The 17,692-nt window shown below is 69.8% G+C and carries 17 protein-coding genes; 10 read left to right on the forward strand and 7 right to left on the reverse strand.

Annotation, left to right across the window (positions count from 1 at the left end; translation table 11 throughout):
* The first annotated feature begins 53 nt into the window (after positions 1 to 53).
* From phoB to MNQ95_RS01370, 5 genes are all read left to right on the forward strand, one after another.
* Positions 54 to 743 (forward strand): phosphate regulon transcriptional regulator PhoB, encoded by a 690-nt coding sequence (gene phoB, locus MNQ95_RS01350; protein WP_241953583.1) that lies wholly within the window; start codon positions 54 to 56, stop codon positions 741 to 743.
* A gap of 85 nt (positions 744 to 828) precedes the next feature.
* The gene (phoR, locus tag MNQ95_RS01355; protein ID WP_162411544.1) at positions 829 to 2,175 is read left to right on the forward strand and encodes a phosphate regulon sensor histidine kinase PhoR; all 1,347 of its coding nucleotides are present in this window, start codon (positions 829 to 831) and stop codon (positions 2,173 to 2,175) included.
* Between the two features lie 22 nt (positions 2,176 to 2,197).
* Entirely contained in the window at positions 2,198 to 4,306 is a 2,109-nt protein-coding gene (gene ppk1, locus MNQ95_RS01360; RefSeq protein ID WP_162411497.1) for a polyphosphate kinase 1, read from the forward strand.
* 52 nt (positions 4,307 to 4,358) lie between these two features.
* On the forward strand, positions 4,359 to 5,897 hold the full coding sequence (gene ppx / locus MNQ95_RS01365) for an exopolyphosphatase (protein ID WP_241953584.1): 1,539 nt from the start codon (positions 4,359 to 4,361) through the stop codon (positions 5,895 to 5,897).
* A gap of 175 nt (positions 5,898 to 6,072) precedes the next feature.
* The gene (locus MNQ95_RS01370) at positions 6,073 to 7,851 is read left to right on the forward strand and encodes a vWA domain-containing protein (RefSeq protein ID WP_241953585.1); all 1,779 of its coding nucleotides are present in this window, start codon (positions 6,073 to 6,075) and stop codon (positions 7,849 to 7,851) included.
* 37 nt (positions 7,852 to 7,888) lie between these two features.
* Here the strand turns inward: MNQ95_RS01370 and MNQ95_RS01375 are convergent, their stop codons facing one another.
* From MNQ95_RS01375 to MNQ95_RS01385, 3 genes are all read right to left on the reverse strand, one after another.
* The gene (locus tag MNQ95_RS01375; protein ID WP_162411494.1) at positions 7,889 to 8,833 is read right to left on the reverse strand and encodes an aspartate carbamoyltransferase catalytic subunit; all 945 of its coding nucleotides are present in this window, start codon (positions 8,831 to 8,833) and stop codon (positions 7,889 to 7,891) included.
* A 117-nt stretch (positions 8,834 to 8,950) separates the two neighbouring features.
* Entirely contained in the window at positions 8,951 to 9,424 is a 474-nt protein-coding gene (ruvX, locus tag MNQ95_RS01380; protein WP_162411493.1) for a Holliday junction resolvase RuvX, read from the reverse strand.
* A complete protein-coding gene (locus tag MNQ95_RS01385; RefSeq protein WP_162411492.1) occupies positions 9,417 to 9,986 on the reverse strand; it encodes a YqgE/AlgH family protein in 570 nt (189 codons plus the stop codon). The genes ruvX and MNQ95_RS01385 overlap by 8 nt, the downstream gene beginning before the upstream one ends.
* Before the next feature lie 78 nt (positions 9,987 to 10,064).
* Between MNQ95_RS01385 and MNQ95_RS01390 the strand changes: the two genes are divergently transcribed.
* The gene (locus MNQ95_RS01390) at positions 10,065 to 10,625 is read left to right on the forward strand and encodes a DNA-3-methyladenine glycosylase I (RefSeq protein WP_241953586.1); all 561 of its coding nucleotides are present in this window, start codon (positions 10,065 to 10,067) and stop codon (positions 10,623 to 10,625) included.
* Positions 10,626 to 10,693: 68 nt separating this feature from the next.
* Here MNQ95_RS01390 and MNQ95_RS01395 read toward each other — a convergent pair whose 3' ends face one another.
* The 3 genes from MNQ95_RS01395 to MNQ95_RS01405 form a co-directional block, all read right to left on the reverse strand.
* Positions 10,694 to 11,368: a YitT family protein gene (locus MNQ95_RS01395; protein ID WP_162411543.1), complete on the reverse strand. Its 675-nt coding sequence runs from the start codon at positions 11,366 to 11,368 to the stop codon at positions 10,694 to 10,696.
* A 259-nt stretch (positions 11,369 to 11,627) separates the two neighbouring features.
* Positions 11,628 to 12,758, reverse strand: coding sequence for a PilT/PilU family type 4a pilus ATPase (locus MNQ95_RS01400; protein ID WP_241953587.1), 1,131 nt, complete (start codon positions 12,756 to 12,758; stop codon positions 11,628 to 11,630).
* Between the two features lie 50 nt (positions 12,759 to 12,808).
* The gene (locus MNQ95_RS01405) at positions 12,809 to 13,846 is read right to left on the reverse strand and encodes a type IV pilus twitching motility protein PilT (RefSeq protein ID WP_162411489.1); all 1,038 of its coding nucleotides are present in this window, start codon (positions 13,844 to 13,846) and stop codon (positions 12,809 to 12,811) included.
* A 113-nt stretch (positions 13,847 to 13,959) separates the two neighbouring features.
* Here MNQ95_RS01405 and MNQ95_RS01410 point away from each other — a divergent pair, with 113 nt between their 5' ends.
* From MNQ95_RS01410 to MNQ95_RS01425, 4 genes are all read left to right on the forward strand, one after another.
* Positions 13,960 to 14,640, forward strand: a complete 681-nt coding sequence (locus MNQ95_RS01410) for a YggS family pyridoxal phosphate-dependent enzyme (protein WP_241953588.1) — start codon at positions 13,960 to 13,962, stop codon at positions 14,638 to 14,640.
* A 43-nt stretch (positions 14,641 to 14,683) separates the two neighbouring features.
* A complete protein-coding gene (gene proC / locus MNQ95_RS01415; protein ID WP_241953589.1) occupies positions 14,684 to 15,523 on the forward strand; it encodes a pyrroline-5-carboxylate reductase in 840 nt (279 codons plus the stop codon).
* The gene (locus tag MNQ95_RS01420) at positions 15,520 to 15,990 is read left to right on the forward strand and encodes a DUF4426 domain-containing protein (protein ID WP_241953590.1); all 471 of its coding nucleotides are present in this window, start codon (positions 15,520 to 15,522) and stop codon (positions 15,988 to 15,990) included. Before proC ends, MNQ95_RS01420 begins: the two co-directional genes overlap by 4 nt.
* 201 nt (positions 15,991 to 16,191) lie before the next feature.
* Positions 16,192 to 16,614, forward strand: coding sequence for a hypothetical protein (locus MNQ95_RS01425; protein WP_162411486.1), 423 nt, complete (start codon positions 16,192 to 16,194; stop codon positions 16,612 to 16,614).
* A 116-nt stretch (positions 16,615 to 16,730) separates the two neighbouring features.
* Here MNQ95_RS01425 and MNQ95_RS01430 read toward each other — a convergent pair whose 3' ends face one another.
* Positions 16,731 to 17,585 carry a pirin family protein gene (locus MNQ95_RS01430; RefSeq protein ID WP_162411541.1) on the reverse strand — a complete coding sequence of 285 codons (855 nt, stop codon included), beginning with the start codon at positions 17,583 to 17,585 and terminating at the stop codon, positions 16,731 to 16,733.
* Between the last annotated feature and the right edge of the window lie 107 nt (positions 17,586 to 17,692).

Here is a 17,692-nt window from a genome sequence, read left to right on the forward strand (position 1 = left end):
CGGTCATCGGACGGTAGTCTAATTCCGCCGTCGCCCCTACCTCCGGGAAAGCCGTGCAGAAGCAGATCCTGATCGTCGATGACGAGCCCGCGATCCGGGACATGGTCGCTTTCGCCCTGCGCAAGGGCGACTACGCGCCGGTGCATGCCGGCGACGCGCGCGAGGCGCAGGCCGCCATCGCCGACCGCGTCCCCGACCTGATCCTGCTGGACTGGATGCTGCCCGGCACCAGCGGCCTGGACCTGGCCCGGCGCTGGCGCCGCGAGGCCCTGACCCGCGAGGTCCCGATCATCATGCTCACCGCCCGCGGCGAGGAGAACGACCGGGTCGGCGGGCTGGAAGCGGGCGTCGACGACTACGTGGTCAAGCCCTTTTCGGCGCGCGAACTGCTGGCCCGGATCCGCGCGGTGATGCGGCGCGCACGCGAGGACGACGAGGACGGCAGCATCGCAGTCGGCCTGCTGCGCATCGACGGTGCCGCGCACCGCGTGTTCGCCGGCGACGCGGCCGTGCCGATCGGCCCCACCGAATACCGGCTGCTGCATTTCTTCATGACCCATCCCGAGCGCGTCTACAGCCGCACGCAGCTGCTGGACCACGTCTGGGGCGGCAGCGTATACGTGGAGGAACGTACGATCGACGTGCACATCCGCCGCCTGCGCAAGACGCTGGAACCGTTCGGCGTGGAGAACATGGTGCAGACCGTGCGCGGCGCCGGCTACCGCTTCTCCACCGCCACCTGAGTGCCCGGACGCGCCGCACCGGATGAACGATCCCAACGCCACGCCTGCAGCGCGCACCCGGAACGACGCCAGCCTTGACGGGCGGATGCCGCCGCACCTGCGCGCGGCATGGCGACGCACCCTGGCGGTGCTGGCGGGGCTGCTCGGCGCGGCGGTCCTCGTGGGCCTGGCGATCGGCCAGGTCGGCTGGGTGCTCGCGATCACCGCCCTGGGCGTGCTGGCATGGCACTACTGGCGCCTGCGCCGTGTCCTGCTCGGCCTGACCGCCCGCCGCCGCTGGGAACCGGCACGCGGCAGCGGGGCCTGGAACGAACTGGACCACCTGCTCCATCGCAACCAGGTCGAGATACGCGCGCGCAAGCGGCGCCTGCTGGACATGCTGCGCGCCTACCGCGCCGCCGCCGCAGCGCTGCCCGACGCGGTGGTAGTGGTCGACCGCAACACCCAGCGCACGATCTGGTTCAATCGCGCGGCGACCGACCTGCTCGGGCTGCGCCACCCGCACGATCTCGGCGCACCGGTGGTCGAGCGCCTGCAGCCGCTGCCCCTGGCGCGCTGGCTCGTGGCCGGGCGCAACGCCGAACCGATGCTGGACGCGCCCTCGCCGGTGGACGAGCGCATGCGCCTGAACCTGCGCCTGATCCCCTATTCCGAGGACTACTGGCTGCTGGTCGCGCGCGACGTCAGCAAGCTGCTGCGCCTGGAGCAGATGCGCCGCGATTTCGTCGCCAACGTCTCCCACGAACTGCGCACGCCGCTGACCGTGGTCCATGGCTATCTCGACATGCTCGACCCGGCCGACTTCCCGCCCTGGCAGCCGATGCTGGCCGAGATGCAGAAGCAGTCGCAGCGGATGACCCGGCTGGTCGAGGACCTGCTGGCCCTTTCGCGCCTGGAGTCGCGCGACAGCCTGCCGGAGGAACCGGTGGCGATGGCGCCGATGCTGGCCACGCTGCGCCGCGAGGCGGAGGCCTACAGCCAGGGCCGGCACGCCATCGAAGTGCACGACCACGCCGGCTGCGACCTGCTGGGTTCCACCCAGGAGCTGCACAGCGCGTTCTCCAACCTGGTGACCAACGCGGTCCGCTACACGCCTGCCGACGGCCGGGTGGAGGTGGACTTCGCGCGCACGCCCGATGGTGGTGCAGTGCTGTCGGTGCGCGATTCCGGTTACGGTATCCCCGAGGCGCACATCCCGCGGCTGACCGAGCGCTTCTACCGGGTTTCCAGCAGCCGTACGCGCGAGAGCGGCGGCACCGGCCTGGGGTTGTCGATCGTCAAGCACGTGCTCGGCCTGCACCAGGCACGCCTGTCGATCGAGAGCACGGTCGGCCAGGGCAGCGTGTTCGCCTGCCACTTCGGTCCCGAGCGCGTGCAGGCGCGCCAGGAAGACCCCCTTGCCCTGCCGGCGACCGAACATGTCGCCCGCTGACCCCCTCCCCGGCCCGAGCCCCATGGACAACGACAGCCGCCAGCACGAATCCCACGGCACGCACGAACACGACGGCGGCGCGGATGCCCTGCGCGACCCGGCGCTGTACCTCAACCGCGAGCTGTCGCAGCTGGATTTCAATTTCCGGGTGCTGGCCCAGGCCCAGGATCCGCTGGTGCCGTTGCTCGAACGGCTGCGCTTCCTGTGCATTTCCTGCACCAACCTCGACGAGTTCTTCGAGATCCGCGCCGCCACGGTACGCCATGCGCTGGACCTGGGCCTGCCGGCGCAGTCCGATGGCATCGCCCCGGCGCAGCTGCTGGACCTGATCCACGACCGCGCAGCCGAGCTGGTCGACGCGCAATACCGATGCTGGAACGAAGTCATCCGGCCGGCGCTGGCCGACGCCGGCATCGGCGTCCTCGGCCGCAACAGCTGGAACGCGCGCCAACGCCGCTGGCTGCGCGCCTACTTCCGCAACAAAGTCATGCCGGTGCTGTCACCGCTGGGCCTGGACCCATCGCACCCGTTCCCGCGCATCCTCAACAAGTCGCTCAACGTGGTGGTCGTGCTGGAGGGCATGGACGCGTTCGGCCGGCCTGGGCACCTGGCCATCGTGCGCGCGCCGCGTTCGCTCAGCCGCATCGTCGAGCTGCCGCCGAGCCTGGCCGGCAAGGGCAAGCAGGCGTTCGTGCTGCTGTCCTCGATGCTGGCGGCGTTCGTCGACGAGCTGTTCCCGGGCATGACCGTGCGCGGTGCGTACCAGTTCCGGGTGACGCGCAACTCCGAACTGGTGGTGGACGAGGACGAGGTCGAGAACCTGGCTTCGGCGTTGCGCACCGAACTGGTCGGCCGCGGCTACCGGCCCGCAGTGCGCCTGGAGATCGCCCACGACTGCCCCAAGGCGATCGTGCGCACGCTGCTGCTCAACTTCGAGCTGGGCGAGAACGCGGCGTACTACATCGACGGCCCGGTCAACCTCAACCGGGTGATCCAGGTCCATGACCTGGTCCAGCGACCGGAGCTGAAGTACCCGCCGTTCACCCCGCGCAACCGCCTCGAAGGCGCGGAAGTGTTCAAGACCGTCGCCCGTGGCGACGTGCTGCTGCACCATCCTTTCGACTCGTTCTCCGGGGTGCTGGAACTGCTCGCGCAGGCATCGGTCGATCCGGATGTGCTGGCGATCAAGCAGACCCTGTATCGCACCGGCAAGGATTCGGCGATCGTCGAGGCGCTGGTCCAGGCCGCGCGCAACGGCAAGGACGTGACCGTGGTGGTCGAGCTGCGGGCACGCTTCGACGAGGACGCCAACCTGGGCGTGGCCGATCGCCTGCAGGAAGCCGGCGTGCAGGTCGTGTATGGCGTGGTCGGCTTCAAGACCCACGCCAAGATGCTGCTGATCGTGCGCCGCGAAGGCCGGCGCCTGCGCCGCTACGTGCACCTGGGCACCGGCAACTACCACAGCGGTACCGCGCGGGCTTACACCGACCTGAGCCTGCTGACCGCCGACGTGGACATCGGCAACGACGTGCACCTGCTGTTCCAGCAACTGTCCGGCCTGGCGCCTTCGAACCGGCTCAAGCGCCTGCTGCAATCGCCGTTCACCCTGCACAGCGGGATCCTGCAAAGGATCGAGCGCGAGACCCGGCTCGCGGCCTCCGGCCGGCCGGGAAGGATCGTGGCCAAGATGAACGCCCTCAACGAGCCGCAGGTGGTGCGCGCGCTGTACGCCGCCTCGCAGGCCGGCGTGTCCATCGACCTGATCGTGCGTGGCGCCTGCACGTTGCATCCGGGCATCCCGGGCGTATCGGACAACATCCGGGTGCGTTCGATCGTGGGCCGGTTCCTCGAACACAGCCGGGTCTACTGGTTCGGCAACGACGGCAAGCCCGAACTCTACGGCGCCAGCGCAGACTGGCTGGAGCGCAACCTGCTGCGGCGGGTGGAGACCTGCTTCCCGATCCTGGATCCGGCGCTGGTGGACCGCGTCGGCCGCGAAGCGTTGCAGAACTACCTGGCCGACAACACCAACGCGTGGGAGCTCGGTGCCGACGGCCGCTACCGCAAGTGCGTACCGGCCGAGGGCGAAGCGCCCTATTCGGCGCAGCAGGCGCTGCTGGACGCGTTGTAGCGTGACCGCGCGGGGGGAGGAATGGCGGCGGCCATCCGCTACCATTCCCACCATGCCCAGCACCTCCAGCTCGCGCGCCGCCACCCTTGCCCCGGTCCAGGACGGCGATGCGCTGGCCGCGATCGACCTGGGTTCCAACAGCTTCCACATGGTCCTGGCCCAGCACATGCTCGGCCAGCTGCGGGTCGTGGACCGGCTGCGCGAAACCGTGCGCATGGCCGACGGCCTGGACGGCAAGGGCGGGCTGTCCGAGCCGGCGCGCCAGCGCGCGCTGGATTGCCTGGCCCGCTTCGGCCAGCGCCTGCGGGGAGTCCCGCGCCTGCACGTGCGCGCACTGGCCACCAATACGGTGCGCCAGCTGCGTGATCCCCAGGCCTTCCTTGCGCCGGCCGAAGCGGTGCTGGGCTATCCGATCGAAGTGGTCTCCGGCCGCGAGGAGGCGCGCCTGATCTACCTGGGCGTGGCCCATGCGCAGCCGCCCAAGGACGGGCAACTGCGCTTGGTGATCGACATCGGTGGCGGCTCGACCGAGTTCATCATCGGCCGCGGCTTCGAACCGGTCGAACGCGAGAGCCTGCAGGCAGGCTGCATTGCCAGTACCCGGCGTTTCTTCCCCAACGGCCGGCTGTCGAAGAAGAAATGGAAGGATGCGCTGACCGAGATCAGCACGGAGTTCCAGCGGTTCGCCGGGCTGTATCGCGCACTGGGCTGGCAGGAAGCGCTGGGCTCGTCCGGCACGCACAAGTCGATCGGCGAGATCTGCGCGGCGATGAAGCTGACCAAGGGCGCGATCACCGCCGAAGCGCTGCCGCAGGTGCGCGAGCGCCTGCTGCAGGCCGAGAGCATCGACCAGATCGACCTGCCCGGCCTGTCCAGCGACCGCCGTCCGATCATCGCCGGTGGCGTCCTGGTGCTTGAGGCCGCGTTCCAGGCGCTTGGACTGCAGAAGCTGCTGGTCAGCAAGGCGGCCATGCGCGAGGGCATCCTCTACGACATGCTCGGCCGCGGCGGCGTCGACGACCCGCGCGATGCCTCGGTGGATGCGCTGACCCAGCGCTACGGGATAGACGAAGCGCAGGCGGCCCGCGCCGAGGCCACGGCGATGCGGCTGTACGAGCAGGTCGCCGGGACCTGGGGCCTGGACGACGACGATGCGCGCATGCTCGGCTGGGCCGCACGCGTGCACGAACTGGGCCTGGCCATCGCCCACAGCCAGTACCACGTACATGGCGCGTACGTACTTGAGCACTCCGACATCGCAGGCTTCTCGCGCCAGGAACAGCAGGTGCTGGCCGCCCTGGTCCGCACGCACCGCCGCGGCGTGCCCAAGAGCGCCTTCGACGCGCTGCCCGACCGCCTCCTGCTTGCCGCCAAACGCAAGGCGGCTCTGCTGCGCCTGGCGGTGCTGCTGCACCGTGCCCACGACAGCGACGAGATCCCCCGTCTGGAACTGGCTGCCGACGGCGACCGGTTGCAACTGGTGCTGGAACGCGACTGGATCGGGACGCGCCCCTTGCTGCGCGCCGACCTGCTGATGGAAAAGGAAGGCATGCCCGGGTTGGGCATCGACTTCCAGCCGATGGTGGCCTGACCCGCACGGGCGTCCGGCACGCGCGGCAGGCTTGCCGTCGCACCGCCTCCCGCGGCCTGGGCCAGGTCGCCCTTGATCCCGGCTCGCCGCGGATGCGTGGTCCCGCCCGCGCCGGGCCAAACCCCATCTCCACCGTCCGCGCGTTCGATCTTCCGTCCTAACCGGGAGTATCGATATGCGCACCGCACCGCTGTCCACGTTTCCCACGCTCGCCCTCGCCGCCGGCAGCACCCTGCTGCTGGCCCTGTCGCTGTCTGGCTGCCGCACGGGGCCGGCATCCTCGCGCGCCGATGCCGCCGCGCCGCCCCCCGCGAAGGTGGTGGCCGATGTGGCCGAGCCCCGCCCCACCGATGTCTTCCACGCGCCCGCACCTCCCGCGCCACCGATGGCGCAGGCGGCGCGGGCCGAGTCCGAACGGCAACGGCGACAGGCGATGGCCCAGCAGATGCAGGCCGCTCCCGCCATCGCATTCGCACCGGCCACGCCCGTGGCCGGGATCGTCGGGGCAGCCAACACCGAACGCTACGAGGCGCGCCAAGACAATCCGGTCCAACGCGCCAGCGAACAGCCGCTGTCGACTTTTTCGATCGACGTGGACACCGGCAGCTACGCCAACGTGCGACGCATGCTGCGCGAGGGCGTGCGTCCGCCCGCCGATGCGGTCCGGGTGGAGGAATTCCTCAACTACTTCAGCTACGGCCACCCGGCACCACTCAACCGCGACGTGCCGTTCCGGGTGACCACCGAACTGGCGCCGTCGCCGTGGAACGCGAAGCGGCAGCTGCTGATGGTCGGGATCAAGGGCTACGACGTGCCCAAGGCCGTCCTGCCGCCGGCGAACCTGGTGTTCCTCGTCGACACGTCCGGCTCGATGCAGTCGCCCGACAAGCTGCCGCTGCTCAAGCAGGCCTTCGCCCAGCTGGTATCGCAGCTGCGCGCGCAGGACCGGGTCTCGATCGTGGTCTATGCCGGTTCGGCCGGGCTGGTGCTGCCGCCCACGGCGGGCGACCGTCGCGGCGAGATCCTCGACGCGCTGGATCGACTGGAGGCCGGCGGCAGCACCAACGGCGGCGATGGCATCCGCCTGGCTTACGCGGTGGCGCGGCAGGGCTTCGTCGAGGGCGGCGTCAACCGGATCCTGCTGGCTACCGACGGCGATTTCAACGTCGGCACCGTCGATCGCGGCACCCTGGAAACCTGGGTCGCCGACCAGCGCAAGTCGGGCATCGCGCTGTCGACGCTGGGCTTCGGCCAGGGCAACTACCACGATGCGATGGCCGAACGCCTGGCCGATGCCGGCGACGGCAACCACGCCTACATCGATACACCCGAAGAGGCGCGCAAGGTGCTGGTCGAGCAGATGCAGTCGACGCTGCTGACCATCGCCAACGACGTGAAGATCCAGATCGAGTTCAATCCGGCGCTGGTGGCCGAGTACCGGCTGGTCGGCTACGAGAACCGGATGCTGGACCGCGAGGATTTCGCCAACGACAAGGTCGATGCCGGCGATATCGGCGCCGGGCACGAGGTCACCGCGCTGTACGAGGTCGCCCTGGTCGGCTCCGGTGGCGAACGGCTGCCGCCGCTGCGCTACGGCGGCACCGCAACGCCGGGCGGCGCATCCAGTGGCGAGATCGCCCACCTGCGTCTGCGCTACAAGACGCCCGGACAGGCGCACAGCCAGCTGATCGAGACACCGGTGCTGCGTTCGTCGCTGCGGCGCGAGCCGGGCGAGGCGCTGCGTTTCGCCAGCGCCGTCGCCGGCTATGCCGACCTGCTGCGTGGCGGTGGCAACGTGGGCGACTGGAACTGGGACGATGTCGCCGCCCAGGCCCGCGCTGCGAGCGGCGATGATCGCTGGGGCCTGCGTGGCGAGTTCAGCGGACTGGTCGAATCGGCCCGCCGGGTGACCGCCGCGACAGGCACGCCGGTGCAGGCAATCGCGGTGGAGTGACGACGAGGCGACGCGGCCGGGGAACCGGCCGCGTCGCTCAACCCAGCAGGTGTTCGAGCACCGCCATGCGTACGGCCACGCCATTGGCGACCTGGCGCAGCACCCACGACTGCGGCCCGTCGACCACTTCGTCGGTGATCTCCACGCCGCGGTTGATCGGTCCCGGGTGCAGCACCGCCGCGCCCGGTGCGGCACGCTTCAGCCGGTCGGCGGTCAGGCCGTAACGGGCGTGGTAATCCTCGAGCGAGGGCACCAGGCCCTCCTCCATGCGTTCGCGCTGCAGGCGCAGCATCATCACCGCGTCGACGCCCTCGAGCATCGCATCGAGGTCGCTGCCGACCTGGCAGCCCGCCGTCGTATCGGCATCGGGCAGCAGCGACGCCGGGCCGCAGACCCGCACTTCGCCGGCACCCAGCGTGCGCAGCGCATGCAGGTCCGAGCGCGCCACCCGCGAGTGCTTCACGTCGCCCACGATCAGTACCTTCAGCCGGGCGAAATCGCCGCCGCAGGCCTGGCGCAGGGTGAGCATGTCGAGCAGGCCTTGGGTCGGATGCGCGCTGCGACCGTCGCCGGCGTTGACCAGTGCGGTGCCCTCGCCGGCCACGTTGGCCAGCGCCTGCACCGCGCCGTCGTCGGGATGGCGGACGACGAAGCCGCGCACGCCCATCGCCTCCAGGTTCTTCAGCGTGTCGCGCGCGGTCTCGCCCTTGCGCGTCGACGATGTGGACGCATCGAAGTTGAGCACGTCGGCACCCAGCCGCTGCGCTGCCAGCTGGAACGAGCTGCGCGTGCGGGTGGACGGCTCGAAGAACAGCGTGCACACCGCGCTGCCCGCGAGCACGGTGCGCTTGCCGACGCGCCCGACCGCCGCGTCGCGGATCTGGCCAGCGCGATCGAGCAGCTGCACCAGGGTGCTGCGCGGCAGCCCCTCAAGGGTCAGCAGATGGCGAAGGCGACCGTCGGAATCGAGTTGTTGGGTCATGGCGTCGTTCGGATTCTCTGGTGGGAGCCGGCAGGGGCCGGCGACACGTGCGGTTCCAGTTGCGGGATGTAGCGGCGATCAAGGGCCTGGCAGGCATCGAACGGATCCGGGGCCGCCCTAAACCGGTGTTGCGTCGCCGGGCGCGGCCTGCCAGCGCTCGATGATGACCGCTGCCGCGGCGGCATCGAGGGTGGCGGCATCGCGACGGCGGCGATTGCCCGCGGCACGGTCGCTGGCGAAGCGCTGCGCCGCCTCGACCGAACTCGAGCGCTCGTCGACCAGCACCACCGGCAGGCGGTAGCGCGCCTTGAGCTCTCCGGCGAACGCGCGCGCGCGACGGCGGATCGGCTGGTCGCCGCCATCCAGGGTCATCGGATCGCCGACCACCAGTCCACGCGGACGCCATTCCCCGTGCAGGCGGTCCAAGGCCTTCCAGTCCGGCGCGCCATCCCGCACGTCGACCACCGCTACCGCGCGGGCACCGCCCAGGCTGCTGCCGACGGCCACGCCGATCCGGCGCGAGCCGACGTCGAAACCCAGCACGATCGCGTCGACCGGGGGCATCGTGGCGATCGCGGACGGCTCAGGCATGCCCGCTGTAGTCGGCCAGCCGGAACAGGTCGTCCACCCCGATGCGGCCGGCGGCGGTCTGCCAGCGCCGCTCCAGCGGGAGCTCGAACAGCAGCTCCGCATCCACCGGCGCGGTCAGCCAGGTGTTTTCGCCCAGCTCGTATTCCAGCTGCCCGGCGCCCCAGCCGGCGCAGCCCAGCGCGACGACCGCGTGCGCCGGGCCCTCGCCCGCCGCCATCGCCTCGAGGATGTCGCGCGAGGTGGTGAGGAACAGGCCATCGGCCACCTGCAGGCTCGACTCCCACTCCTGCCCGCCGTCGTGCAGGACGAAGCCGCGCTCCTGGTGCACCGGTCCGCCATGCAGGACCGTGCTCGCGCACAGCGCCTCGTCGTCGCTGCCGATCCCCATCTGCGACAGCACCTGGCCCAGCGTGTACTCGGAAGCGCGGTTGACCACCACGCCCATCGCGCCCTGCTCGTCGTGCTGGCAGATCAGGGCGACGGCGCGGGAGAAGTTGGGATCTGCCAATGCAGGCAGTGCGATCAGCAACTGGTTGGCCAGGTTGTCGTTCGGTGCGGACATGCCTGCATTCTAGCGCCGCCGTGCCGGATGCGCCCCGCGGCTTGCGATAATCGACACGCGACCTTCAGGGAACCCGCCATGTCCGGCTACTGCGACTCCGCTCCGGGCCATCCGCTGCACGGCCCTTACCACGACAACGAGTACGGCTTCCCGCAACGCGAGGAATCCGTGCTGTTCGAGCGCCTGCTGCTGGAGATCAACCAGGCCGGATTGAGCTGGGAAACGATGCTGAAGAAACGCGAGGGCTTCCGACAGGCCTATGACGGCTTCGACGTCGACAAGGTCGCGGCCTATGGCCAGGCCGACCGTGCGCGCCTGCTCGCCGATCCGGGCATCATCCGCAACCGGCTCAAGGTCGACGCCGCGATCCACAACGCCGGCGTGATCGGCACGTTGCGTGTTTCCCATGGTGGTTTCGCCGCCTGGCTCGATGCCCATCACCCGCTGGACAAGGCCGGCTGGGTCAAGCTGTTCAGGAAGACTTTCCGCTTCACCGGGGGCGAGATCACCGGTGAATTCCTGATGAGCCTGGGCTACCTGCCCGGCGCGCACCGCGAAACCTGTCCGGTGCATGCGCGCATCGCCACGCTGGGACCGCCCTGGCTCGCGCAGATCAGGGCCCACCCCGCTGTGCGCTGATGCTTCCGGCCCTGCCGCTGCGCCAGCATGGGCGACCGGGCACGGCCGGCTCCATGGCATCGCTGCGACTACACGCCCATGTAGCGGTGCGGACGGTGGTTGAACATCAACACCACGCTCAGCATCACCGCGCCCAACGCCGAGTACATCACCTTGGACGGTGACAGCACGAAGAACGCCGCGCACATCAGCAGCGCGTCGAAGGCCAGCTGCACCTTGCCCGCGCTGATCCCGCGTTCGCGCTGCAGGTACACCGCGAGGACGCCGATGCCGCCCAGGCTGGCGCGATGGCGTATGAAGAACAGGACTCCCAGTCCGCACAGCGCGCCACCGACCAGCGCCGAATACAGCCCGGTCATGTGCGACCAGCCCGCCCAGCGCGGCAGCAGGCCGGTGAGCAGGCCGCAGGCGCCCACCGCCAGGAAAGTCTTGAGGGTGAACTCCCAGCCCATCCGGCGCACGGCGATCCAGTAGAACGGCAGGTTCACCAGTACGAACAGCAGGCCGAAGTTCCAACCCAGGGTGTAGTGCAGCAGGAACGACACCCCGGCCATGCCGCCGATCATGATCCCGCCCTGGGCGAACACGGTCAGCCCGAGCGAGGCGACCAGCGTGGCCAGGACCATGCCCTGCACGTCCTCGGCCACCGAATGGTGGAAGGCACGGCCGTCGGCCGGAGTGCCCGCCGAATCGGGAGGCGGGGTCAGCGGGCCGGCGGTGACGACGGCGCCGTTTTCGGGCAGCGGTTCCTGCCCGGGCCGGAGGTCCGGATCGGTGGTTTTCACGGGAGTCGGCGACGCAGTGGGGGCGCGCATTCTAACCGAGCCGCCCCGCCGCACCGGCGGACGCCAGCGCCCCGGAACGCCGGCACGGCTTCCCGAGACGCAGCTGTTTCGCCAGGCGAACTGCCGCTTCGCGCGGTAAAAGGAGGCGGGCTCCCGAGCCCGGAAAAGCAAGGGCCGCCTCGCGGCGGCCCTTCGATCCACTGGACCCGATCCCGGGTCAGCGAACCTCGGCGATCTCCACGCCGTCCAGCCCCTGCGCCAGGGTCCGCGCATCGCCACCCTGGGAGAGCTTGATGCGCAGGCGCACCTCGTTCTGCGAGTCGGCGTAGCGCAGCGCATCCTCGTAGGAGATCTCGCCGGCCTGGTACAGCTCGAACAGGCTCTGGTCGAAGGTCTTCATGCCGAGGTTGGTCGACTCCTTCATCACTTCCTTGATCTTGTGGATCTCGCCGTCGCGGATGTAGTCCTGCACCAGCGGCGTGCCAAGCAGGATCTCCATCGCCACCCGGCGCCCCTTGCCGTCCGGCGTCGGGATCAACTGCTGCGCTACAACGCCCTTGAGGTTCAGCGACAGGTCCATCAGCAGCTGGCTGCGACGGTCTTCCGGGAAGAAGTTGATGATGCGGTCCATCGCCTGGTTGGCGTTGTTCGCATGCAGGGTGCACAGCACCAGGTGGCCGGTCTCGGCGAAGGAGATCGCGTGGTCCATGCCCTCGCGGGTACGCACCTCGCCGATCATGATCACGTCCGGCGCCTGGCGCAGGGTGTTCTTGAGCGCGTTCTCCCAGGTGTCGGTGTCGATGCCGACTTCGCGCTGGGTGATGATGCAGCCCTCGTGCTTGTGCACGAATTCGATCGGGTCCTCGATGGTGATGATGTGCCCGGTCGAATTCTGGTTGCGGTAGCCGATCATCGAGGCCAGCGAGGTCGACTTGCCGGTGCCGGTGGCGCCCACGAACAGGATGATGCCGCGCTTGGTCATCGCCAGCGTCTTGATGATCGGCGGCAGGTTCAGTTCTTCGACCGTCGGGATCTTGGTCTCGATCCGGCGCAGGACCATGCCCACCTGGTTGCGCTGGTAGAAGCACGACACGCGGAAGCGGCCCACGCCGGCCACGCCGATCGCGAAGTTGCACTCGTGGGTCTTCTCGAACTCCTCGCGCTGCGCCGGCGTCATCACGTTCAGCACCAGGTCGCGGCTCTGCTGCGGGGTGAGCGGCGTCTGCGTGATCGGGCTGATCTTGCCGTGGACCTTCATCGACGGCGGCATGCCGGCGGTGATGAACAGGTCCGACGCCTTCTGGTGCGCCATCAGCTTGAGGAACGAGGTGAAATCGATGCTGCTCATGGCGGTGCTCCTGGAATGCGTGGGTGTCGAGCCGGGCTATGCCGCTGCCGTCACTCGAACAGGCGCTTGTCCCTGGCGTATTCCTTGGCCTGGTGGCGCGTGATCAGGCCACGCTTGACCAGGTCCTGCAGGTGCTGGTCCAGGGTCATCATGCCGTACTGCTGGCCGGTCTGGATCGACGAGTACATCTGCGCGACCTTGTCCTCGCGGATCAGGTTGCGGATGGCCGGGGTGCCGACCATGATTTCCCACGCCGCGGTACGCCCGCCGCCGACCTTCTTCAGCAGGGCCTGCGAGATCACCGCGCGCAGCGATTCGGACAGCATCGAGCGGACCATCGGCTTCTCGCCGGCCGGGAACACGTCGATGATGCGGTCGATGGTCTTGGCCGCGCTGGAGGTATGCAGCGTGCCGAACACCAGGTGGCCGGTCTCGGCGGCGGTCAGCGCCAGGCGGATGGTTTCCAGGTCGCGCATTTCGCCGACCAGGATGTAGTCGGGGTCCTCGCGCAGCGCCGAACGCAGCGCCTCGTTGAAGCCGTGCGTGTCGCGGTGCACTTCGCGCTGGTTGATCAGGCACTTCTGCGAGGTGTGGACGAACTCGATCGGGTCCTCGACGGTGAGGATGTGCCCGTACTCGTTCTTGTTGATGTGGTCGACCATCGCCGCCAGCGTGGTCGACTTGCCCGAGCCGGTCGGGCCGGTGACCAGGATCAGGCCCTGCGGCTGGTCGATCAGCTCGCGGAAGATCGGCGGGCAGCCCAGGTCTTCCAGGGTCAGCACGTCCGACGGAATGGTGCGGAACACCGCGCCGGCGCCACGGTTCTGGTTGAACGCGTTGACGCGGAAGCGGGCCAGGGACGGGATCTCGAACGAGAAGTCGACCTCGAGGAACTCCTCGTAGTCGCGGCGCTGCTTGTCCGACATGATGTCGTAGACCAGCGCGTGGACCTGCTTGTGGTCCAGCGCCGGGATGTTGATCCGGCGCACGTCGCCATCGACGCGGATCATCGGCGGCAAGCCGGCCGACAGATGCAGGTCGGAAGCCTTGTTCTTGACCGAAAAGGCCAGCAGTTCGGCGATATCCATGCGCGTGATCCCCCGTGATCCACTGATAGCCCGCGATCCCCGCAGGCTGGAACGATACATCCCCGCGGGGCAGTATAGCGCTCCCGCTGCTGGCGCCAATGGCCCGTCCATCCATGTCCAACGACCGCCTGCGCGACGTGACGCAGCGCATCCTGAACGCGGCGGACGCGGCAGGCCGGCCACCGCCGCGCCTGCTGGCGGTCTCCAAGACGCAGCCAGCCGACGCGGTGGCCGCCTTGGCCACCGCTGGCCAACGGGCGTTCGGCGAGAACTACGTGCAGGAAGCGGCGGCCAAGCGCGAAGCGCTGGCCGGCACGCATCCGGGCCTGGAATGGCACCTCATCGGCCACCTGCAATCGAACAAGGCGGCGCTGGCCGCCGAGGTGTTCGACTGGGTCCAGAGCATCGACCGGCCCAGCCTGGTCGATGCCCTCGCCCGCCATCGCCCGACCACGCGCGGACCGCTGAACGTGCTGGTCCAGGTGAATGCCGAAGGCGAAACCGGCAAGGCCGGCTGCCGCCCCGAAGACCTTCCCGCCCTGGCCAGGCGCATCGCCGCCGAGCCGCGGCTGCTGCTGCGCGGCCTGATGTCGATCCCGGTGCCGCACGCCGACCCGGAGCAGCGCCGGCCGGCCTTCCAGCACATGCGCCAGCTGTTCGAGGCCCTGGCGGCAGACCATGCGCATGTCGATACCCTGTCCATGGGGATGAGCGACGACTTCCCCATCGCCATCGCCGAAGGCGCCACCCTGGTACGGATCGGCACCGCGCTGTTCGGTGCGCGTACACGATGAGCGCCAGCCTGACCCCGCCCCCTTCCGACGGAACCCTGCCCCGATGACCGACTCCACGACAGCGCACGACGGCCTGGCCTTCATCGGCGGCGGCAACATGGCGCGCAGCCTGATCGGCGGCCTGGCCCGGCGTGGCGCCGACACCCGCCGGATCCGCGTCGTCGAGCCGGTCGCCGCACTGCGCGACGCGCTGGCCTCGGACTTCGGCGTACAGGTGTTCGAACGCGGCGAGGATGCCGTTGCCGGTGCCGACTTGTGGCTGCTGGCGGTCAAGCCGCAGATGATGCGTGCGGCCTGCGAACCGCTGGCCTCCGCGGCGCGGACGCAACGGCCGCTGGTGGTATCGATCGCCGCGGGCATTCCGGTCGCCCGGTTGCGGCAGTGGCTGGGAGGGGACGTGCCGGTGGTGCGTTGCATGCCCAACACCCCCGCCCTGCTCGGCGCTGGCGTGACCGGACTCTATGCCGATGAAGGCGTGGACCCCGGGCAACGCCGGCGCGCCGAAGACCTGCTGTCCAGCGCCGGCGCAACGGTCTGGGTCCAGTCCGAGCCGCTGATCGACGCGGTCACTGCCGTCTCCGGCAGCGGCCCGGCCTACGTGTTCCTGCTCGCCGAGGCCATGGAAACGGCAGCGGTGGCCGAAGGCCTGCCTGCCGCCGATGCACGCACCCTGGTCGTGCAGACCCTGCTGGGCGCCGGGCGCATGCTCGACGAAGCCGGCGAGGCACCGGCCGAACTGCGACGGCGGGTCACCTCGCCCGGCGGCACCACCCAGGCCGCGATCGAGGCGTTCCAGGCGGGCGGCTTCGAGGCCCTGGTCACCCGTGCCGTCCACGCCGCGCGCGAGCGCAGCGCCGCGCTGGCCGCGGCGGGTGCGCAATGAGCGGCCCACGGATGGCCCCGCTGGCGGCGCTGGCCCTCGCGCTGTGCCTGTCCGCATGCGGCGGGCGGGCGCCGGAACCGGCGCGCTTCGTCCCGCCGCCGCCCAGCGTCACCGACCTGGAAGGCCCGCTGCGCGCCCGCTACAACCTGCTGCCGACCCTGGCCCTGGGCGAGGCGGTCGCGCGCGAGTACCGGGTAACCCGCGACGCCGGTTCGGCCCTGCTGGTCGTGGCCCTGCGCCGTCCGACCGCCGACGGCGACGAAACCGCGGCCGAAGGCGAGGTGACCGCCGAAGTGGTCGACCTCGCCGGCCGCCGGCAGATCGTGGCCCTGCGCAGGGTCGCTACCGGCAGCTACGTCGACCACGTCGGCACGGTGCGGATCGGCCCACACGAAACCTTGCGCGTCGAGGTCGCCGTGGTCGCCGATGGACGCCGTCAGGAATTCGACTTCCAGCGCAGTTTCTGAGCCGGATGTTTGCATCACCGCGCCACGCTGGGTAAGTTCGGTGCGGGGGCCGGGGTGCGGGAGAACCGGCGAAGGGGGGAAAGCAACGTGCGGGCGCTGCGAATGCGCCGGCGACGGCATGCATCGCCCTCGCCACGCGGCCATGCCGCCCGCACGCGATCCGTCAGTACGCCTGCGACGCGCAGGCAAGGGGAATGCGTGATGAACAAGTTCTACTGCCTGGGACTGCTGCTCGCAGCGTCGCCGACCTTCGATGCCCGCGCGCAGGACGCCGCCGCGTGTCCTTCGCTGCCGGCAGGATCGAACCTGCACTGGGAAGCGAAGGCCGGCAACGGCTTCACCGTCTGCCGGGCACTGGACGGCGAACGCCAGGTGCTGGGCCTGATGCTGACGAGTCAGCCGACCGTCAACCTCCTGCGCCGCAATCGCGAAGAGCAAGGCACGATCGGTGCGCACGAAGTGCGCTGGTACCAGCCGGAGGTCGCCGTGCAGGGTTCCGAACGCCGGCGGATCACGATCGTCGAACTGGGCGACGACCGATACGCGCAGGTCTGGGTCGACGCCAGCAACGATTATGAACTGCAGCAGTTGCTGTCGCTGGCGCAGGGCATCGCGCTGAACTGAACCGACGCCCCGGCGCGGGGACGGCCTCGCGCGACTCTCCCGCGTCCCAGGGAGCCTGCCCTAACGTCGGCAGGCATGCGGCGGGCGCGAAATCCGGCCCGCCGTCCACCGCGGCGTCAGAACTTGCCTTCCTGGAAATCGACAAAGGCCTGCATGAGCTCCTGGCGGGTGTTCATCACGAACGGCCCGTGCCGCGCCACCGGCTCGCGCAACGGCGTGCCCGCGACCAGGATCAGGCGCGCGCCGCTGGCGCCCGCGCGCAGGGCCAGCGCGCTGCCACCGCCGATCACGCCCATCTCGTGGGTTTCCAGTGCGCGTGCACTGTCGCCCTCGCCCACCGTGGCGGCGCCCTCGAATACGTAGGCGAACGCGTTGTGCCCCTCGGGCAATGCGTACGTCCATGCCGTATCCGCTTCCAGCGCGATATCGAGATAGAGCGGGTCGGTCGCCGGCTGCGTGATCGGGCCGGCGACGTCGCCGACGCGGCCGGCAATCACCTTCACCGTCACGCCGACGTCCGGCTGCACGACCGGGATCCGCTCCGGCGCGAACTCCTGGTAGCGCGGGTCGGTCATCTTCTCGCGCGCCGGCAGGTTCACCCACAGCTGGAAGCCGCGCATGCGGCCGGACTCCTGCTCGGGCATCTCCGAATGCACCAGGCCACGCCCGGCGGTCATCCACTGCACGCTGCCGGGGGTGAGCAGGCCCTCGTTGCCGTGGTTGTCCTTGTGGCGCATGCGCCCGTCGAGCATGTAGGTCACCGTCTCGAAGCCACGGTGCGGGTGGCTCGGAAAGCCGGCGATGTAGTCCTCGGCCTTGTCGGTGCCGAACTCGTCCAGCAGCAGGAACGGATCGAGCTCGGGCAGGTCGGGGCCACCGATCACCCGGGTCAGCTTGACCCCGGCGCCGTCGGACGTGGCACGACCGTGGACCTTGCGGACGACGCGCGCGGGGGTGGTATCGATGGTCATGCTCATGGGTCTGTTCCGGTTCCAGGTACGTGGAACATGATGCCTGCGGTGCGGCAACGGAACCGCACGCGCGGCAACCGACTGTTCCATCGCCGGCAGCGATGCAG

The organism is Pseudoxanthomonas daejeonensis (assembly GCF_022637495.1).
GTDB classification, from domain to species: domain Bacteria; phylum Pseudomonadota; class Gammaproteobacteria; order Xanthomonadales; family Xanthomonadaceae; genus Pseudoxanthomonas; species Pseudoxanthomonas daejeonensis.

Excerpts from the sequence above, each read along its gene's own strand:
- phoR (WP_162411544.1), top strand. The coding sequence starts at position 829 with ATGCCGCCGCACCTGCGCGCGGCATGGCGACGCACCCTGGCGGTGCTG.
- ppk1 (WP_162411497.1), top strand. The coding sequence starts at position 2,198 with ATGGACAACGACAGCCGCCAGCACGAATCCCACGGCACGCACGAACAC.
- ppx (WP_241953584.1), top strand. The coding sequence starts at position 4,359 with ATGCCCAGCACCTCCAGCTCGCGCGCCGCCACCCTTGCCCCGGTCCAG.
- MNQ95_RS01370 (WP_241953585.1), top strand. The coding sequence starts at position 6,073 with ATGCGCACCGCACCGCTGTCCACGTTTCCCACGCTCGCCCTCGCCGCC.
- MNQ95_RS01375 (WP_162411494.1), bottom strand. The coding sequence starts at position 8,833 with ATGACCCAACAACTCGATTCCGACGGTCGCCTTCGCCATCTGCTGACC.
- ruvX (WP_162411493.1), bottom strand. The coding sequence starts at position 9,424 with ATGCCTGAGCCGTCCGCGATCGCCACGATGCCCCCGGTCGACGCGATC.
- MNQ95_RS01385 (WP_162411492.1), bottom strand. The coding sequence starts at position 9,986 with ATGTCCGCACCGAACGACAACCTGGCCAACCAGTTGCTGATCGCACTG.
- MNQ95_RS01390 (WP_241953586.1), top strand. The coding sequence starts at position 10,065 with ATGTCCGGCTACTGCGACTCCGCTCCGGGCCATCCGCTGCACGGCCCT.
- MNQ95_RS01400 (WP_241953587.1), bottom strand. The coding sequence starts at position 12,758 with ATGAGCAGCATCGATTTCACCTCGTTCCTCAAGCTGATGGCGCACCAG.
- MNQ95_RS01405 (WP_162411489.1), bottom strand. The coding sequence starts at position 13,846 with ATGGATATCGCCGAACTGCTGGCCTTTTCGGTCAAGAACAAGGCTTCC.
- MNQ95_RS01410 (WP_241953588.1), top strand. The coding sequence starts at position 13,960 with ATGTCCAACGACCGCCTGCGCGACGTGACGCAGCGCATCCTGAACGCG.
- proC (WP_241953589.1), top strand. The coding sequence starts at position 14,684 with ATGACCGACTCCACGACAGCGCACGACGGCCTGGCCTTCATCGGCGGC.
- MNQ95_RS01420 (WP_241953590.1), top strand. The coding sequence starts at position 15,520 with ATGAGCGGCCCACGGATGGCCCCGCTGGCGGCGCTGGCCCTCGCGCTG.
- MNQ95_RS01425 (WP_162411486.1), top strand. The coding sequence starts at position 16,192 with ATGAACAAGTTCTACTGCCTGGGACTGCTGCTCGCAGCGTCGCCGACC.
- MNQ95_RS01430 (WP_162411541.1), bottom strand. The coding sequence starts at position 17,585 with ATGACCATCGATACCACCCCCGCGCGCGTCGTCCGCAAGGTCCACGGT.